Source organism: Actinoplanes sichuanensis, from assembly GCF_033097365.1.
Classification (GTDB): domain Bacteria; phylum Actinomycetota; class Actinomycetes; order Mycobacteriales; family Micromonosporaceae; genus Actinoplanes; species Actinoplanes sichuanensis.
Genome location: NZ_AP028461.1, coordinates 8078001 through 8096009, shown reverse-complemented (window position 1 = coordinate 8096009; position 18009 = coordinate 8078001). Strand labels below are relative to the sequence as shown.

Genomic DNA, 18009 nt, shown 5'->3' with positions numbered 1-18009 from the left:
CGTGCGGCTGCTGACCTTCAACACGCTGTTCCGCGGTGACGTCCGGCCCCGGCTGCGGGTGCTCGGCCCGCTGCTGGAGCGGGGCGGCTACGACGTGGTCTGCCTGCAGGAGCTGATGTATCGGCGGAACGCGAACCTGATCCGTGCCCTGGCTCCGGGGCTGCGGCATCCCGCGTACACCGGATCGGTCCTGCTCAAGGGTGGTCTGGTGGTTCTGTCCAGGTGGCCGATCGTGGCCCGGGAGTTCCTGCCCTACCCGCGGACCGGTCCGGCCCGCCCGGAGTTCCTGATGCGCAAGGGCGCGTTGATCACCACGATCGCCACCGGCGACGGCGAGGTCGTGGTGGTGGACACGCATCTGTCGGCGCGCCTGGACGACCGCTTCACCGCCGTGCTCAGGTCCGAGTTCGATCATCTGGCCGGGCGGCTCGCGGGGTTCGATCCGGCGATCCCGCTGGTGGTGGCCGGTGACCTGAACGTGTCCCGGACGTCGTCGCTGCTCAGCGGTTTCCGGGCGGCGGCCGGGCTGCGTGACGTGCTGGCCGGCGACACCCGGCCGACCTATCGGCCGACGCCCGACTGGCCGTCGCCGACGGCGCTCGACCACATCCTGATCCGGGCGGTGCCGCGGGCCGAGGCCCGGCTGGTCTTCGACGAGGAGGTACGCCTGGCGGACGGCCGCGCCGCGTATCTCTCCGACCACTACGCGGTCGAGGCGGACCTCACGTGGTGAACAGCACCGCCCGGGCGTCCACGTTGACGATGTGACCGCCGCCGAGCGGCGCGACCGGGCGGTTCCAGTGCACGTGCCCGCACAGGGTGAGCGCCGGTGGGCGGCGTTCCAGCAGGTCGCGTAGCGCGGGCCGGCCGGGCTGGTCGGGGCCGGTGCCGCGGGGGCCCTCGTGCAGGAGCAGTACGTCGGGTGGGGGCGAGGTGACCGCCTCCACCGTGGTCAGGAACGCTTCCTCCGTACGGCGGAAGGGTCGTGAAGGGTCTCCGATGACCCCGCTGACGCCCGCGACGGTGAGGTCGCCGTGATCGCGCCGGGCGCCGTCGAGCAGGGCGACGCCGGGGCCGAGCCCGTTCACGCCGCCGGTGACCAGATCGTGGTTTCCGGCGATGCCGAGGACCGCCGGGCTGCCGGCGGCGAAGGCCGCCCACACCTCGTGCACGTCGCCGGACGCGCCGCGCAGGTCGGCGTTCGGCGCCGAGTAGAGATCGCCGGTGAGTAGCACGGTCAGGTCGCCGGGCGCGGGCAGCAGGCCACTGCCGGCCCATAACCGCAGGTAGGCGGCGAGGGCGACGCCGAGCAGCACCGGCTTGCCGTGGTCCGGCGAGACCGCGATGCCCTGGAGGTCACCGGTGGCGAGCAACCCCGTGCAGCCGGTGGGCAGAGCGTCGACGCGGAGACTCTCGACGGCGAGTTGAAGGGTCCGGGTGGTCCCGCCCGGGCCGGCCGCCCGGTAGGGGATCGTCGCGAGCCGCTTCAGCGGGTCGTCCAGCAGGTGCATGTCGCTCTTTCCGTCGGCTGACCAGGTCGATAGTCATCGAATCGTGGTTTGTGGATCACTGCAACCGATCTATCCCGTCCCGAGCCTCCGCGGAGTGAAAAACGTCCGAAGTGGGTGCACCTCGTTTGCAACCACCTTGCCATCAGCCGGAAGCTGCTGGAACCGACGCCGGCGCCGAATGAGAGGTCACCCCCGAAAAGCAACCTTGCGAGAGGCACCGACCCCCTATGAGCAGCTTCCGTGTTCGCGCCGCAGTCTTTGCCTCCTCCGTTCTGATGAGCCTCGGTCTTGCCGAAGCGCCCGCGCTCGCGGCGGGCGAGACTCCCACCATGACGGACCGGATGGCGGCGGTGCAGAGCGCGAGGTCGCTCAACTACTACCCCTCGGACGCCGGCTGGTCGGCGATGTGGACCGGCTTCGACGCCGTGAAGATCGACGCGGACCTGGCCAAGGTCGCCGCGCTGGGCGCCGACACCGTCCGGGTGATCGTCTTCCCGCAGGCGTTCGGCTGGCCCACCCCGAAACCGGAGTACGCCGAGAAGCTCCGCAAGTTCGTCAGCATCGCCGACGCGCACGGCCTCACCGTCAAGGTCACCCTGTTCGACTGGTGGTCCGGCTACAACGAGGTCGGCAACAGCGTCAACTGGGCCAAGTCGGTTCTCGCGCCGTACGTGGACGACCGCCGGGTGATCGCCGTCGAACTGAAGAACGAGTTCCAGCCCGCTGACACCGCCGCGGTCACCTGGGTCAAGCAGGTCATCCCGGCGATCCGCTCGTGGGCGCCGAACCTGCCGCTCACCCTGTCGGTCGACGGCGGCACCGGCGCGACGGGCATGGCGCAGATCAAGTCGTCGCTGACCGCCACCCCGCTCGACTACTACGACTTCCACTTCTACGGCTCGTCGGAGCGGGCGCTCGCCGAGATCCGCAAGGCGCAGGCCGCCGTCGCTCCATCACCCGTCGTGATCGGTGAGACAGGTGTCAGCAGCGCCGTGGTCAGCGAGGGCGAGCAGGGCGCCTACCTGGCCCGGGTGTTCCGGGCCGCGGCCACCGCCGGGGTCGGCTCGGTGTCGCCGTGGACGCTCAACGACTTCGCGAGCGGTGCCATCCCGCCCAACTCGCAGGTCTCGACGATGCCGGCGCAGTACAAGTTCGGCCTCTACCGCGCCGACGGCACCGCGAAGTTCGCCGCCACCGTGGTGAGCAGCTGGTGGAACACCGGTGTCCTCCCGAACAGCCTGCTCAACCTCGGGTTCGAGGCGGCCGCGAGCGACTCGCCGTGGCGGCTCGCCAACACCGACGCCGGCGCCCCGGTGATCGTCTCCGACCTCGCCCGCTCCGGCACCAGGTCGGCCCGCTTCGCCGGCACCACCCGTACCGCGGCCGGCCTGCCGTCGATGGTCACCTCGCCGATCACGCCCGTGCAGGCCGGCTACCGTTGGCGCGCCGAGGCGTACGCTCGCGGCGCCAACGCCACCGGTGTCACCGAGATCGCGCTGAGCTGGTTCGACGTCAACGGCAAGTGGATCAGCCAGAACACCTCGAACCGCCTGCCCGCCGGCAACTCGTCCTGGACCAAGCTGGTCGTCGAGGCGGTCGCCCCGGCCGGTGCCACGAGCGTCCAGCTGCACCTCAAGTCGGGTGACAACACCGGCACCGTCTGGTTCGACGACGTGGCCGTCTCCTGACACGTCACCGGGAAGGGATCGGAGCGGGCGTCGCGACTGCGGCGCCCGCTCCGTCATGTCACCGGCAGGTCCACAGCAGCGGCTCGTTGCCGACCTGGTCGGCCTCCGAGTCGGTGCTGTGCCCGGCGACCCGGCGGCCGTCCGCGCTGTAGTAGGTGATCTGGTACTCCTTCAGCGTCCGGTACCGGGGCAGCTCGACCACCTCTGATCCGGCCAGGATCAGCGGCGGCCCGGCCTCCCCGGCGACCCAGCCGTTCTCGGCGATCAGTGCCGGGAAGACGGTTTGCGGCAGCCGGTGGTAGGTGCCGTCGGCGATGCGGTACCGCATCGAGGTGAACGACCGGCTGCCGTCCGCGCTGTCGTCGACGGCCCGCCCGGCCACCCATCCGTTGCTGATCGATTCCGGCCAGAAGTAGTCGGCCACATCCCCCTCGATGCGGGGCGGGTCCATCTTCCGGCCGGTGCCGTCCGGCAGCCACAGATAGCCGCTCCCGGTGGCCCGGCTGTCGGTCGCGACCGTGCCGACCACGGTGCCGTCCTCGGCGATCGAATCGGCGGTGCCGGACCGCAGGTCGGCCGGCATCGGCAGCGGTGTCGCCGCACCGTCGGGCGAGTCCCACCGGACCGGCATCTCCTCGAGCACCTCGCCGATGCTGCCGACGATCACACCGGCGTCGTTGATCGCCGCCGGCACCGCCTCCTGCCCGTCCAGCCTGCTCACCCGGCCGTCCCGGTACACGTACCCCTGCTGCCGTTCGCCGATGAACGCCGACCCGACCGCGATGCCGGAGCTGTTGATGTCGGCGAACCGGGGGTCGTCACCGGTCAGCCGGGGACGGTCCAGGATCTTCCCGTCCTTCCAGAGGATCGGACCGGGTGACGGCTGGTAGGTCCGCCCGGCCAGGTAGCGCCCGGTCGGGTCGCCGGCGGTGACCACCGCCTTGCGCACACCGTCGGTCGGCAGCCGGGTGACCCGGCAGCCGACCGGCCCGGCCGGTGCCGCGGCCACCGCACTCGGGCTTGCGGTCGCCGTGGCGGTGACCGTCGGCACCGGGACCGGGCTGTCGTCGCGCAGCGCCGCGACCGCCAGTGTGCCGCCACCGGCCGCCACCGAGGTCAGCGCGATCAGGGCCGCGCCGCCGGACCATCGGCGCAGGACCCGGCGCCGGCGGCCCTCCACCATGGTCCGGGGTACGTCGATCCGCGGCGGGCCGTCCGGTTCCTCCCGGAGTGGGAGCAGCAGCCGGACCGCGCGTTCGTCGGTCATCTGGTCCTCATCTTTCATCGTCACTCACCGTCGTTCCGGCGAGACGGCTGGTTCGAGATCGCGGACGCCGAGGAGGGCGCGCAGCCGGGTCAGCCCGTGCGCGGTCTGGCTCTTCACCGTGCCTTCCGAGCACCGGAGCAGCTCGGCCACCTCACGGACCGGCTTGTCGCACAGGTAGCGGAGCACCAGCACCGCCTGCTGACGCGGTGGCAGTTTCGCCAGCGCGGACCGGACCACCGGCCCGTCCTCCGGGTTCGGTTCGGCCGGCGGCGGCTCCGGTGGGCCGGTCAGCAACCGGACCTTCCACCAGCCTCGCCGCCTGTCGTCGAGGAAGACCCGGACCAGCATGGTGTGCACGTACGCGTCCACGTTCTCCACCCGCCCGATCCGCGGCCACCGGGCGTACAGCTTCGTCAGGGTCTCCTGGACGAAGTCGTCGGCCTGGTGGGAGTCGCCGCAGAGCAGAAAGGCGGTGCGCCGCAACCCGGCGACGCGCGCGTGCACGTACGCCAGATAGTCACGGTCGGATCGTTCCGGCATGGGGTCCCGCTCCCTGTCGCTGTCTCATCCTGTCCGACGGGGGCACGCACGGATCGGTTGTAGACGATTTCCAGGAAACTTCGAGAAAAGCGAAACCGCCCCCGGTACGGATCACCGGGGGCGGTTCGCAAGCGCGTGTGACTAGACGTGTTCCAGGGCGGGGCGGCCCAACCAGGACATCAGGTCGGCGGCGCGGACCGGGCGGCTGATGTAGTAGCCCTGCGCGTTCGTGCAGCCCATGTCGCCGAGCAGGATCAGGGTCTCCTCGTCCTCGACACCCTCGGCCACCACCTCCAGATCGAGGGCCCGGGCCAGTTCGAGCACGGCCCGGACGATCGCGGTGCCGCCGTGCGAGTCGGACAGCGTCTTGATGAAGCTGCGGTCGATCTTCAGCTCGTTCAGCGGCATGCTCTGCAGGTACGACATCGACGAGTAGCCGGTGCCGAAGTCGTCCACCGACAGGCGTACGCCCATCGCGCGCAGGTCGGTCAGGATCTTCGAGGCCCGTACCGGGTCGCTGATGATCGAGGTCTCGGTGATCTCCAGGGTGAGCGCACCGGGGTTGACGCCGGACGCGGCGAGCGCCTTCGCGACCCGGTCCGGGAACGTGTCGTCCAGCAGGCAGACGGTCGGCACGTTCACCGCGACCGGCAGCGGGGTGTCCTGGGCCCGCCAGATCCGGTGCTGGTTGAGCGCCATGGTCAGCACCCGGTCGGTGAGCGGCACGATGATCTCGTTCTCCTCGGCCTGCGGGATGAACTCGCCCGGCTGGAGCAGCCCGCGGACCGGGTGCTCCCAGCGGATCAGCGCCTCCACCCCGACCACCCGCCAGGTCTTGGTCGACACCTTCGGCTGGTAGTGCAGCACCAGCTCGTCCTCGTCGATGGCCCGGCGCAGTTCACCGATCAGGCTGAGCTGCTGCGAGTTGTGGTTGTCGGCGGACGGGTCGTAGACGGCGATCCCGAGCCGGTTGCGCTTGGCCGTGTACATGGCGATGTCGGCGTGCTGGAGCAACTCGGCTCCGGACGAGCTGTGCAGCGGGTAGACGGCGGCGCCGATGCTGCCGCTGATGTCGACCGTGACGCCCTCCAGGTCGGCCGGCCCTTCCAGCGACTCCAGCAGCCGGCGGGCTATCTCCGAGCAGTGTTCCGGAGAGTTGATCTCCGGCATCAGTACGGCGAACTCGTCACCACCGAGCCGGGCCACCGTGTCGCTGGTCCGGACCGCGGCGGTGAGCCGGTCGGCCACCTCCTTGAGCAGCAGGTCGCCGGCGTGATGGCCGAGAGTGTCGTTGACCTCCTTGAACTTGTTGAGGTCGAGGAGGAGCAGGCCGACCGACTCCTGTTGCTGTTTCGCCTCCCACAGGGCGGCGTCGATCGAGTCGGCCAGCAGCGCCCGGTTGGCCAGCCCGGTCAGCTCGTCGTGCAGCGCCCGGTAGCGGCTCTCCACGGCCTGGCCCTCGATCCGTCGCTGGTGGGTGAGCAGGATCGACGCGCAGAGCACGAGCAGCAGGAAGTCGGTGCCGCAGACGACCGCCGCGGCGAGGCTGAGTTTCTGGTTGAACTCGTCGGCGTCGCCCAGGTAGGCGTCCATCGCCAGTCGGTGCCTGGTGACGTTCGCGTTGGCCATCTTGCGCAGCATCGACGAGCCGAGGGCGGCCTGGTCGGCGAGCTGTTTGGTGTATTCGGGATCGCTGGTGGAGCGGCGTACGTCGATCAGGGTCTGGGTGAACGAGCCGTAGGCGTCGGTGGCCAGCTGGGCGTTCTGCACGTCCAGGTCGTCACCGTTGCGGGTCTGCCAGGCCAGCCCGGGGCTGGCCGAGTGCAGGGCGCTGTCCAGGAGGTCCCGGCCGAACTTCTTGGCCACCACGTAACTGTTCAGCGCTTCGGTCTCGACGCTGATGTTGACGTCCAGCTCAGCCCAGTGATCGCTGATCTGGGACACGTGTCGTACGTGGCTGGTGGTCCTGGCGTTAGTGGTGATGCTGATCGCGGCCAGAGCGGCCAGCGCGAAGACACCGACCGCGAGACCGATGACGGCGGCACGCGCCACGGCCTTGCTACGGACAACCTTCCCGAGCACCCCGATACCTCCACAGAACATCCCGAGGCGGACCGCTTGAGGGTTCCGCTCGCGGTGCTATCGATCGGCTGAACCGACGCCCGGTTAAAGGAGATCCCTCATACTGACTTGGCCGAGGGTCGAACATGGAAGAGCTATGAAATATCGGATCTTTCGCTCTGTGCTGGTTCTGCTTCTCCTCGGCGGCTCGGTGTCGTGCACGAAGCAGGACGACAATGGGGACCGCACGCCCACGGTCGGGTTCGTGGTGGCGAACAAGCAGCTCAACTACTCGCAGGAGATGTCGCTCGGCTTCATCGCCGGGGTGAACCAGGTCAAAGGCGTCAGCCTCCAGGTGGACGGGCCGAACATCATCGACGGCCCGCGGCAACTCGCCCTCTTCCAGGAGATGCGCAAGACCGCCCCGGACGGCATCTCGGTCTTCACCCTCACCCCGGACCTGTTCGCCGAGCCGCTGTCGACCGCGATCGCCGACGGTGTGCCCATAATCGCGGTGGACAGCCCGGCGCTCCCGTCGGCGGGGGTACAGCTGTTCATCGGCAACGACAGCTACGAGCTGGGCCGGTTGCTGGCCCGCAAGGTGATCACCCAGCTCCCGTCCAACGCCACCGGCAAGGTCGTCCTGGGCACCTCCTCCCCCGGGGTCTCGGTGCTCGACCGCCGCGCCATGGGCATCCGTGACGAGTTCAAGGAGCGCCTCCCGGCGGTCGGCGTGTTCGGCCCCTTCGACACGAAACAGGAGGTGGAGGCGAACATGGAGGCCTGGGAGACGCTCGTCAAGGTCAACCCGTCGGCCCTCGCCTTCATCGGCACCAGCGACGCCGACGGCTGGAACCTCGCCGAGATCCGCCGCCGGGAGGTCGCCTCCTGGGTGGCCGGCGCCTTCGACATCGACCCCAAGTCGCTGGCCGCGGTCAAGACGGGCGACCTGATCCTGGTCTCGCCGGAGCACTACGTGAAGGGCGCCGTCGCCGGCCGGCTCCAGGCGGAACACGCCAAGACCGGAAAAGCCCTGCCCAAGGGCTGGTTGTACGTGCCCGGCCTGGCCGTCGACAGGTTCAACGTCGACGAGATCCTGGCCCGCCAGTCGACCGTCGCGACCCGGGCCAAGGCGTTGTCCGGCGAGGTCGACAAGGTGCTCTCCGATCCCTCCTATCTGCGACCGCTGGCCGAGGTGAGCTGATTGGGACAGCCGTGACCGGTGAGGCAAGCTGGACGGGTGATTCGTCGATGGCACGTCGCCGCTCTGGCCCTGCTCGCCGTCTTCGCGCTGGCCTGTGACGGGGCGGGCCGAGCCACCCCGGGCGCCTCCGGGAAGCCCGAGCCCACCCGGTCGGCAGCCGGTTACCCGGCCTCGATGGTGGCGCTCGGCGACTCGATCACCGCCGGGCTCGGTGCCTGTCTCGCCTATGTCGCCTGCACCCGCAACTCCTGGTCGACCGGGACGAACGAGGCGATTCAAAGCCATTACCAGCGCATTCGCGACAAGAACGACAGTATCGAGGGCAACGCCGAGAACCTCGCCACTCCCGGAGCCGAGGCCGACGCGCTGGAGGGCCAGGCCGAGCGGGCGGTCCGGTTGAAGCCGCAGTATGTGACGGTACTGATCGGGGCCAACGACGCGTGCGCCGGCCGGGTGCAGGACATGACGCCCGTCGACACCTTCCGGGAGCAGGTCGACCGCGGGCTGGCCCGGCTGCGCAAGGGGCTGCCGAAGGCGCGGGTCCTGGTGGTCAGCATCCCCGACCTCTACCGCCTCTGGCAGGTCGGCAGCGAGAACACCAAGGCCACCGAGATCTGGAGCCGGGGCGGTATCTGCCCGTCGATGCTGGCCGACCCGACCTCCACGGCCACCGCGGACCGGGAGCGGCGGGAGAGCGTCCGGGACCGGATCGACGATTACAACACCCAACTGCGACAAGCCTGCCGGGAGTACGGGGACCGCTGTCGCTGGGACGGCGGGGCCGCGCACCGGGTCCGTTTCGCCATCGATCAGCTCAACCGGTTCGACTACTTCCACCCGAACGCCGAGGGTCAGAAGGAACTGGCCGATGTGGTCTATCCCGGTCGTTTCACATGGTGATGGGCGTCACAAATGACCAATTTGGCATTCACCATCGCGGCTTCGGGTGATTTCCGCGCGTACTCCCGGGAGATATACAAGCGACAGACGGGGCTCTACAGGACGCTGAGAGGAGCGCGATGGCCACCTGGCTTCTCGTGCCGTGTCTGGGCCAACTGCGCACCGAGCTGAACCGGATCGCGCCGAACAGGGACAAGTCCAGCGACGGCACCATCGGCGACTCGGCGCATCAGGGCCGCGTCTCCGATCACAACGACGACGAGGTCGGCCGGGTCCCGATCCGGGACGCCGACTCCAAACACGAGGTCCACGCCATCGACCTCGACACCGACCTGCGCGAACCCAACCTGACCATGGAGATGGTGGTGCAGCACGTGGTCGCCCGCTGCCGCAGCGGCGCCGAGAAACGGCTGCGTTACGTGATCTACAACCGGCGCATCTGGGAGGCGTCGAACGGTTGGAGGCAGCGCTCGTACACCGGGGACAGCCCGCACACCGAGCACGCGCACTTCTCCAGCTCATACGAGACGAAACTCGAAGCCTCGACCGCTTCCTGGCACCTGGAGGACATTCCCGTGGCACTCACCGAAGCCGACAAGAAGTGGCTGGCCGCCCAGATCGACAAGGCCGCGACCAACGCCGCCGAACGGGTCTGGAAGACGAAGTGGAACATCAACTTCGAACCGGGCACCGCGCCCTACGTGGCCGAGGCCGGCTCGATCCTGGCCCACGTGCCGGGCGAGCACGCCCGTACCGAGGCGGCTCTCGCCGAGATCGACGGCAAGGTCGACAAGCTGCTCACCGAGGAACCGTCCAACCAGGTCTGACCGGCGGGTCGCTGTCCGGCTAGGCCGGGGTGGTGCGGTCGCGGAGGCGGTCGAGCACCGCCTCGGCCGCCCACGCAGCGGCGTCGGCGATGTCTCGCCGGTCCATGCCGAACTCGCGACGGAACGTCACCCAGGTCCCGACGGAGTCGAGGTGGGACAGCGCCGCGACGACCGCCCTGCGCTGCGCCGGGTCGAGGGACGGCACCTCGGCGTCCAGCAGCCGCTCGAGCTGCGCCCGGCCCGGCGACGGCGCCGCGCCGTTCACGCCGCGCATCGCCGTCTCGGCGACGACGTGTGCGAGTTCCGGCCGTTCGTCGTACCGCTGCATCGCCTCGCGGATCGCGAGCGGAAGGTCGAAGATCGAGTGGGACTCCTCGCGGGCGAACAGCGTCGCCTCGATCCAGGCCGAGGTCGCCAGCAGCAGGTCGACGCGCGTCGGATAGTTGCGGAACACCGTGCGCTCGGCGATGCCGGCTCGGCGCGCGATGACCCGGTACGACACGTCGTCGCTGCCGAGCTCCTCGATCAGTTCGGCGTAGGCGGCGAGGATCGCCTCCTGCGTGCCGCTCAGCGACGGGACCGCCACCGACTCGCTCACGGCTCCGCCCGGGTCGTCTCGGGCACCCGGGTGAGCACGGTGTCCACGGCGCGGTCGAACGCGTCGCAGATCTCGTCGGCGTCCAGGTCGAATCCGGTACGCAGTCGCGCCCAGAACATCGCCGACGAGAAGTAGCGCAGGGCGGCCGCGACCCGCCGCCGATCCCGCCGGTTGAGCGTCGGGGCCGCCACGTCGAGCATCGCCTCGATCGCACGCGTGATGTGGGCCGGCTCGGTGTCGAGTGTCGGCGAGATCGCGGACGCCCGCGCGCCGACATACGCGTACGCGGGTGACGCGTCGAAGGCGCGGAAGCGCTCGTGCACGGCGGCGCGGAAATCGGACACGGTCACGAACGGCGGCAGCGGGAAGCGGGTCTGCTCGATCCAGTTCGAGAGCGCGGCGAGCAGGTGCGCGCGCGTCGGGTATTGGCGGTAGATGGTGCGCTCCGAGATGCCGACCTCGTCGGCCAGGGCCCGGTAGGAGATGTCGTCGAACGTGCGCTCACGCAGCAGCACCGCGGCGCTCGCGAGAATCGCGGTCGCCGTGTCGACCGGCTCCTCCATCACGTCTCCCTCTTTCGGGCGGCCGTCCGGTGCGGTGGCCCGGTGACTTCCGGCGGGAGCACGTAGTGATCGGAATCGTCGAGCGTGAGCGCCAGCGACGAGACGTACTGCACTTCGCCGTGCGGTCCTCTCTCGGCCGAGGCCAGCATATCCGGCCGCTCGAAGGTGTAGCCGGTGACATGGCAGCGCAGCCGCTCGCCGGAGGGGTTGCCGTGGACGTCGAATCGGGGGGAGTCGATGCCGTCGGAGCGGCGGCGCAGGTAGTAGCGCCCGCGCGTGGCGAGGGCCGTGACCGGCGTGGCCACGACCGCGACGCCGATCGCGATGAGCACCGAGAACGGCTTGACGGCGGCGCCGAACACCCCGGCGAACGCGAGCAGCGACAGCACCGAGGCGAGCCCCACCGACACCGGCCCGACCGGGTTCCAGTCGTGCAGCATGCCGCGGCGGAACTCGGGGAAACGCGGCGAGATGCGCAGCACCCACTTGTTGATCGCGATATCGGTGGCGATCGTCACGAGCCACGCCATCACGACGTTCGCGTAGAGGCTCAGCACGAAGGAGATGAGGGTGAAGACGTCCAACATCATCAGCACATACGCGATCACGAGGTTGAACAGGACGAAGATCGTGCGGCCCGGGTAGTGCTTCGCCACCCGGGTGAACACGTTCGACCACGCGAGCGAGCCCGAGTACGCGTTCGTCACGTTGATCTTCACCTGCGCCACCACGATGAGCACCAGGGCGAGCACGATCGCGAGCCAGTCGGGGAGGAGGGTCTGATACATCACGACGAATTGCTTGACCGGTTCGGTCGCCTGGTGCCCGAGCGTGGGTTCGACCCTCACCAGGAGATAGACCGCGAGAAACACCCCGATCACCTGCTTGGTGCCGCTGAAGACGACCCAACCCGGGCCGGCGAACGCGAACGACGTCCACCAGGAGCGGGTGTTCGACGGCGTGCGGGGTGGCATGGCGCGGATGTAGTCGATCTGCTCCGCCAGCTGCGGGGTGAGGGCGAAGCACACCGCCGCACTCGAGACCACGGCCCCGAAGCTGATCGAGCCGTCGGAGTCACCGGTGAACGACGTGAAGGCGCGGACCGCCTCGGGGTCGGAGACGACGATCCACAGCAGCGGCAGCAGGGCGAGGGCGAGCCACAGCGGCGTCGTCCAGAACTGCAGGCGCTCCAGTGCGCGCATGCCGTAGATGACGATCGGGATCACGACGACGGTCGAGACGAGATAACCGAGCCACAGCGGCATCCCCGTCGCCACCTGCAGCCCCTGCGCCATGATGGCGCCCTCCAGGGCGAAGAAGATGCAGGTGAAGCCGGCGAAGATCACCGTCGTGATGATGGAGCCGTAGTAGCCGAATCCCGAGCCGCGGGCGATCAGGTCGAGGTCCAGGTTGTACCGGGCGGCGTAGTAGGCGACCGGCACGCCGACGATGACGATGATGACCGACGCGAACACGATGCCGAGCACGGCGTTGGCGGTGCCGTGGTCGATGCCGATGCTCGCGCCGATCGAGAAGTCGGCGAGGAACGCGATGGACCCGAGCGCGGTCGCACCGACGGAGGCCGCGCTCCAGCGCCGGAAGGTGCGCGGCACATAGCGGAAGGCGTAGTCCTCCAGGCTGTCCTCTGCGGCCGCGCGCGCGTTGTCCGTCGACACAGGGCAAATTTCGCGGTCCGGTGTTACGACGGCGTTGCGGGTGTGAGTCATGCTGTGCCCTCATTGGCCTGCCCTCCCGGCCCCCGCCTGCGACGTTCACGGTTCGGCGTGAGAGGGTGCCGCTCGGTGCGGTCGGTCATGCCGGTTCAGATCGCCATGGCTGCTCGCACGGTGGAGGTCGCCGCCTTGCCCCCCTCTCCGGTCCGGGTGACGTGGCCTGAGGCGAGCACGACATAGCGCTCGGCGGCCTCGAGGGCGAAGCCGATGTGCTGCTCGACGAGCAGCACGTTGATGCCCTCGTCGGCCAGCTGCATGATGGTCTGCTCGATCTCGGCGACGATCGTGGGCTGGATGCCCTCGGTCGGCTCGTCGAGGATGAGCAGCTTCGGCTCGGTGATGAGGGCGCGGGCGATGGCGAGCTGTTGGCGCTGCCCGCCGGAGAGCAGGCCCGCCTTCCGGGCGGCGAACTGCTCCAGTGCCGGGAAGCGAGCCAGCTGCGCGTCGATCAGGGCCCGGCCGCCCCGGCGCCCGTCGGCGACGAGCTGGAGATTCTCCAGCGTGGTGAGCTGCCCGAACGACTGCTGACCCTGCGGCACGTACGCCATGCCGCGAGCGACGCGCTGGTTGGGGGCGAGCGACGTGACGTCCGCACCGTCGAACACCACCCGGCCCTTCGACGGCTTGATCAGGCCGATCGCGAGACGCAACAGGGTCGACTTGCCGGCGCCGTTGTGGCCGAGCACGGCCACCACCCGGCCGGTCGGCACCGTCACGCCGTGCAGCACCCGGGTACGGCCGTAGCCGGCTTCGATGTCGGTGAGTTCCAGCATGTCAGCCCTCCGTCATGGCGTCTGCGGTGCCGAGGTAGACCTCCTGCACCCGGGGATCGGCCTGCACCTCGGCCACCGCGCCCTGTGCGAGTACCCGGCCCTGGTGCAGCACCGTCACGCGGGTGGCGTACCGGCGCATGAAGTCCATGTCGTGCTCGACCACGAGCACGATCCGCTTCGCCGCGATGCGCTGGAGAAGCTCGCCGGTCGCGGTGCGCTCGTCCTGGCTCATACCCGCGACGGGTTCGTCGAGCAGCAGCACCTTCGCGTCCTGCACGAGCAGCATCGCGATCTCCAGCCACTGCTTCTGGCCGTGCGACAGGATGCCGGCCGGCGTGGTGAGCTCGCCGGTGAGTCCGGTCTCCTCCAGCGCCTGCTCGATCGACGGGTCGACGCCACGTCTGGTCCGCAGGAGTGAGAGCGGGGAGCGGTGGCGCCCGGCGGCGATGTCCAGGTTCTGCAGCACGGTGAGCTCGTCGAAGACGCTCGCGGTCTGGAACGTGCGGCCGACCCCGAGGCGGACGATCCGGTGTACCTGTCTGCCGAGCAGTTCCTTCTCGCCGAGCCTCGCCGACCCGGTGCCCTTGACCAGCCCGGTGACGGCGTCGATGCAGGTCGTCTTGCCGGCGCCGTTCGGTCCGATGAGGAATCTGACCTCGCCGGGGTGCGCGTCGAAACTGACTCCGTCGACCGCGACGAAGCCGGAGAACTCGACGCGGAGATCCGTGACGACAAGCGAATCGGTCATGACTGAGCCTCCTTCGTCGTGCCGCGGAAGTGTCGCTCGGTGCGGACGGTCATGACCTGACCTCTTCGAGTTCGGCGACGACCGGTGCCGTGGCGGGCTGGTCGACGGGCTTCCGGCGGGCTCGCCCCGTGAACCTGGCCGGCAGCGACGACAGCCCGTTCGGCAGGAAGAGGATGACGACGATGAACAGCAGGCCGAGGATGTAGGTCCAGCCTTCGGGCCAGGTCGAGCCGAGGCTGGACTGTCCCCAACCGACCGCCATCGCGCCGAGCGCGGGGCCGAAGAGCGAGGCACGGCCGCCGAAGGCGACACCCGCGATCATCAGGATCGAGGCGGCGGCGCCGATCTCGGCCGGGGTGATGATGCCGACGATGGGTACGAACATCGCACCGCCGATGCTTGCCATCAGCGCGGAGACGACGAAGGCGACGAGCTTGACGTTGGCCGGGTCGTAGCCGAGGAAGCGCACCCGCTCCTCGGCGTCCCGGGTGGCGACGAGCAGCTCACCGAAGCGGCTGCGGTAGAGCTGCCAGACCGCGAGCAGGCACACGACGAGGAGCCCGGCCGCGATGAGGAACACCATGACCTTGTTGGCCGGGTCGTTCAGCACGAAGCCGAAGAAGTACTTGAAGTCGCTGAGCCCGGTGTCGCCGCCGGTCTCGCGGATCGTGGAACTGATCAGGGTGGCCAGCGCGACGGCGAGCGCCTGCGTCAGGATCGCGAAGTACGCGCCCTTCACCCGGCGCTTGAACAGCGCGTACCCGAGGATGCCGGCCATGACCACCGGGAGCAGCACGATCGCCAGCAGGGTGAACCCCGCGCTGCGGAACGGTTCCCAGAACGCCGGAAGCGGTGCGAGCGGGTCGTAGAGCACCATGAACCCGGGGATCCGGTCACCGGCGGTCTCCAGCGTGAGGTGCATGGCCATCGAGTAGGCGCCGAGAGCGAAGAACACCCCCTGACCCATCACGAGCATCCCGCCCCGGCCCCACGCCAGGCCGATGCCGACCGCGGCGATGGCCCAGCAGCAGTACTTGCCGAGATTGTTGAGCCAGTGATCGGTGAGGACGAGGGGAGCGACGGCGAGGAGCAGGACGGCGAACACCCCGATGCCGCTGAGGGAGATCCAAGGCTTCTTTGTCATGCCAGACTCCTGGTTCGCACCGTGAACAGGCCCTGCGGGCGCAGCTGCAGGAAGACGATCACGAGGATGAAGGCGAGCACCTGCGCCAGGCTGCCGGTCGTCCAGTAGGCGAAGTACGCGAGCGCGACGCCCACCGCCCACGCGGCGATGATGGTGCCCTTGAGCTGGCCGATGCCTCCGGCGGCGACGACGAGGAAGGCCGGGATGATGTACTGCGCGCCCATCTGGGAGTTCGTGCCGCCGATGAGTGACGCGGCCACGCCGGCGACGCCGGCCAGGCCCGATCCGGCGAAGAAGGTGAGGCGGTCGATGGTGCGTGTGGAGATCCCGGAGGTCTCGGCGAGGTCCCGGTTGTGCACGGTCGCCCGGATGCGGCGGCCGAACGAGGTGTACTTGAGCCAGGCCGACAGCGCGGCGACGCAGACCGTCGCGAGCAGGATGGTGAACAGCTGCCGGAGCGGCCAGTCGTAGCCGAGGATGTTCAGCTGCCCGTCGAGCCATCCGGGCTTCTCCACCGGGACGCCCTGGGACGGGAAGATCTGCAGCGCCGCCTGCTGCAGGATCAGGCTGACACCGACCGTGACGAGCAGGGTGTCCAGGGGCCTGCGGTACATCCACTGGATGATGGTGACCTCCAGCAGGAGGCCGAACAGGCCGGCGACGACGAACGCGACCGGCAGCGCGACCGGGATCGACAGGTCGGTGGCGGTGATGACCTGCTGGACGAGGTAGGCGGCGAAGGCGCCGAGCATGAGGAACTCGCCGTGGGCCATGTTGATCACGCCCATCTGCCCGAAGGTGAGCGAGAGGCCCAGCGCGGCGAGCAGGAGCAGCGCACCCTGTGCGCTGCCGTTCAGCAGCGGTGCGATCAGTGCGTCCACGTGCACTCGCTCTCTTTAGCGTCTCGGAAACGGGGGAGGGGCCGCGTGCCGTCGGTGACACGCGACCCCGCGGGCGATCAGCCCGCCGCGTCGACCAGCTGCTTGCGGATGTCCGCCGGGAACCAGTCGTAGCCCTCGAGGTACGGATCGGGCTCGATGAACTTGTCGGAGGCCCAGACGATGTCGAACTGGTTGCTGGAGTTGATCTTGCCGATGTGGCCCGGCTTCGAGATGTGGTGGTTCTCGCCGTCGAGCGTGACCTTGCCCTCCGGTGCGTCGAACGTGATCGTGTTCTTCTTCGCCGCGGCGTTCACCGCGTCGACGTCGAACGAGCCGGCCGCCTCGACGAGGGCCTTGTACAGGTACAGCGAGATGTAGGCGGCCTCCATCGGGTCGGAGGTGACACCGCTGCTGCTGGGGTAGGCCTTCCAGCTCTCGATGAACTTGGGGTTGGTGTCGGTCTTGAGCGACTGGAAGTAGTTCCAGGAGGCGTACTGGCCGGTGACCTCGTGGCCCATCGCCGGTGCCTCCTCCTCGGCGATCGACACCGAGATGATCGGCGTGGTCTCGGCTTTGAGGCCGGCGTCGTAGTACGCCTTGACGAACCCGACGTTCGACGAGCCGTTGATGGTGTTGAAGATGAAGTCGGGCTTGGCCGCCACGATCTTCGCCACCTGGCTGGTCCAGTCGTCCTTGTCGAGCGGCACGTACTCCTCACCGACGATCTCGATGCCGAGCTTGGCCGCGTACAGCTTGATGATCGCGTTCGCGGTGCGCGGGAAGACGTAGTCGCTGCCCGCCAGGAACAACCTCTTCACGCCCCGGGCGGCGAGGAAGTCCATCGCCGGGATGATCTGCTGGTTGGTGGTCGCCCCGGTGTAGTAGATGTTCGGCGACGACTCCAGGCCCTCGTACTGCACCGGGTAGAAGAAGAGGCCGTTGTGCTTCTCGACGACCGGCTTGACGGCCTTACGGGAGGACGAGGTCCAACCGCCGAAGATCGCGGCGACGCAGTCCTGGGTGAGCAGCTTCTCGGTCTTCTCCGCGAAGGTGGGCCAGTCGGTGGCGCCGTCCTCCTGGACGTACGCGATCTTCTTGCCGAGGATGCCACCCCCGGCGTTGATCTCGTCGGCGGCCATGTGCAGCACGTTGGAGACGGTCTTCTCGGAGATCGCCATGCCGCCGGTGAGGGAGTTGAGGAAGCCGAGCTTGACCGTGCTGCCGGAGGTGTCGACGCAGCTGGGTGCCGCGGACGTCGCGCCGCCGGCCGCCGCTTCGTCGCCGGCTCGGGCGCCGCAGCCGGCGAGCACGAGGGCCAGGGTCGTCCCGAGGGCGCCCATGGTCGTCAGCGTGCGCAGCCGCTTGCTGGTGGTGGACATATAGGGGAACTCCGTTCCTGCTCAAGGGGGCGTGCAGCCGGGGTCACGCCGGCAAGGTGCGGCCGGCTGCTGCAGGTGAGAGCAGATTGACTCCGCGTCATTGCTCTGACATTTCTTGAATGTTCCAACTCTGTAGCCACCGCCTCGAATGCCGCGAGAAACCCCTGTAAGAGCGCGCTAGATCATGAGGAG

The 18009-nt window shown here is 69.1% G+C and carries 17 protein-coding genes; 5 read left to right on the top strand and 12 right to left on the bottom strand.

Features of this window, described 5'->3' with window-relative positions:
• The first annotated feature begins 1 nt into the window (after position 1).
• Positions 2–733 carry an endonuclease/exonuclease/phosphatase family protein gene (locus Q0Z83_RS37060; protein WP_317787953.1) on the top strand — a complete coding sequence of 244 codons (732 nt, stop codon included), beginning with the start codon at positions 2–4 and terminating at the stop codon, positions 731–733.
• Here the strand turns inward: Q0Z83_RS37060 and Q0Z83_RS37055 are convergent.
• The gene (locus Q0Z83_RS37055) at positions 723–1511 is read right to left on the bottom strand and encodes a metallophosphoesterase family protein (RefSeq protein ID WP_317787952.1); all 789 of its coding nucleotides are present in this window, start codon (positions 1509–1511) and stop codon (positions 723–725) included. The two genes, Q0Z83_RS37060 and Q0Z83_RS37055, sit on opposite strands and share 11 nt — an antisense overlap.
• Positions 1512–1840: 329 nt before the next feature.
• Here Q0Z83_RS37055 and Q0Z83_RS37050 point away from each other — a divergent pair, with 329 nt between their 5' ends.
• The gene (locus tag Q0Z83_RS37050; protein ID WP_317787951.1) at positions 1841–3199 is read left to right on the top strand and encodes a glycoside hydrolase 5 family protein; all 1359 of its coding nucleotides are present in this window, start codon (positions 1841–1843) and stop codon (positions 3197–3199) included.
• Positions 3200–3257: 58 nt separating this feature from the next.
• Here the strand turns inward: Q0Z83_RS37050 and Q0Z83_RS37045 are convergent, their stop codons facing one another.
• The 3 genes from Q0Z83_RS37045 to Q0Z83_RS37035 form a co-directional block, all read right to left on the bottom strand.
• On the bottom strand, positions 3258–4484 hold the full coding sequence (locus tag Q0Z83_RS37045) for a hypothetical protein (RefSeq protein ID WP_317787949.1): 1227 nt from the start codon (positions 4482–4484) through the stop codon (positions 3258–3260).
• 6 nt (positions 4485–4490) lie between these two features.
• On the bottom strand, positions 4491–5006 hold the full coding sequence (locus Q0Z83_RS37040) for a SigE family RNA polymerase sigma factor (RefSeq protein WP_317787948.1): 516 nt from the start codon (positions 5004–5006) through the stop codon (positions 4491–4493).
• A gap of 141 nt (positions 5007–5147) precedes the next feature.
• Positions 5148–7088, bottom strand: a complete 1941-nt coding sequence (locus Q0Z83_RS37035; protein ID WP_317787947.1) for a putative bifunctional diguanylate cyclase/phosphodiesterase — start codon at positions 7086–7088, stop codon at positions 5148–5150.
• A gap of 160 nt (positions 7089–7248) precedes the next feature.
• On the opposite strand from Q0Z83_RS37035, the gene Q0Z83_RS37030 reads away from it, so the two are divergent.
• The 3 genes from Q0Z83_RS37030 (at position 7249) to Q0Z83_RS37020 (ending at position 9998) form a co-directional block, all read left to right on the top strand.
• Positions 7249–8271: a sugar ABC transporter substrate-binding protein gene (locus tag Q0Z83_RS37030; RefSeq protein ID WP_317787946.1), complete on the top strand. Its 1023-nt coding sequence runs from the start codon at positions 7249–7251 to the stop codon at positions 8269–8271.
• A gap of 36 nt (positions 8272–8307) precedes the next feature.
• Positions 8308–9171, top strand: a complete 864-nt coding sequence (locus tag Q0Z83_RS37025; RefSeq protein WP_317787945.1) for an SGNH/GDSL hydrolase family protein — start codon at positions 8308–8310, stop codon at positions 9169–9171.
• A gap of 119 nt (positions 9172–9290) precedes the next feature.
• The gene (locus Q0Z83_RS37020; protein WP_317787944.1) at positions 9291–9998 is read left to right on the top strand and encodes a hypothetical protein; all 708 of its coding nucleotides are present in this window, start codon (positions 9291–9293) and stop codon (positions 9996–9998) included.
• A gap of 19 nt (positions 9999–10017) precedes the next feature.
• Here the strand turns inward: Q0Z83_RS37020 and Q0Z83_RS37015 are convergent, their stop codons facing one another.
• The 8 genes from Q0Z83_RS37015 to urtA form a co-directional block, all read right to left on the bottom strand.
• Entirely contained in the window at positions 10018–10596 is a 579-nt protein-coding gene (locus Q0Z83_RS37015) for a TetR/AcrR family transcriptional regulator (protein WP_317787943.1), read from the bottom strand.
• Entirely contained in the window at positions 10593–11159 is a 567-nt protein-coding gene (locus Q0Z83_RS37010; protein WP_317787942.1) for a TetR/AcrR family transcriptional regulator, read from the bottom strand. Before Q0Z83_RS37010 ends, Q0Z83_RS37015 begins: the two co-directional genes overlap by 4 nt.
• Positions 11159–12886, bottom strand: coding sequence for a purine-cytosine permease family protein (locus Q0Z83_RS37005; protein ID WP_317787941.1), 1728 nt, complete (start codon positions 12884–12886; stop codon positions 11159–11161). Before Q0Z83_RS37005 ends, Q0Z83_RS37010 begins: the two co-directional genes overlap by 1 nt.
• Before the next feature lie 95 nt (positions 12887–12981).
• Positions 12982–13665: an ATP-binding cassette domain-containing protein gene (locus Q0Z83_RS37000; protein WP_317787940.1), complete on the bottom strand. Its 684-nt coding sequence runs from the start codon at positions 13663–13665 to the stop codon at positions 12982–12984.
• 1 nt (position 13666) lies between these two features.
• The gene (gene urtD, locus Q0Z83_RS36995; RefSeq protein ID WP_317787939.1) at positions 13667–14413 is read right to left on the bottom strand and encodes an urea ABC transporter ATP-binding protein UrtD; all 747 of its coding nucleotides are present in this window, start codon (positions 14411–14413) and stop codon (positions 13667–13669) included.
• Positions 14414–14462: 49 nt separating this feature from the next.
• Complete coding sequence (gene urtC, locus Q0Z83_RS36990; protein WP_317787938.1) at positions 14463–15557, bottom strand: urea ABC transporter permease subunit UrtC; 1095 nt, start codon at positions 15555–15557, stop codon at positions 14463–14465.
• Positions 15554–16438: an urea ABC transporter permease subunit UrtB gene (urtB, locus tag Q0Z83_RS36985; RefSeq protein ID WP_317787937.1), complete on the bottom strand. Its 885-nt coding sequence runs from the start codon at positions 16436–16438 to the stop codon at positions 15554–15556. The genes urtC and urtB overlap by 4 nt, the downstream gene beginning before the upstream one ends.
• Positions 16439–16515: 77 nt before the next feature.
• On the bottom strand, positions 16516–17817 hold the full coding sequence (urtA, locus tag Q0Z83_RS36980; protein WP_317787935.1) for an urea ABC transporter substrate-binding protein: 1302 nt from the start codon (positions 17815–17817) through the stop codon (positions 16516–16518).
• Positions 17818–18009: the final 192 nt, after the last annotated feature.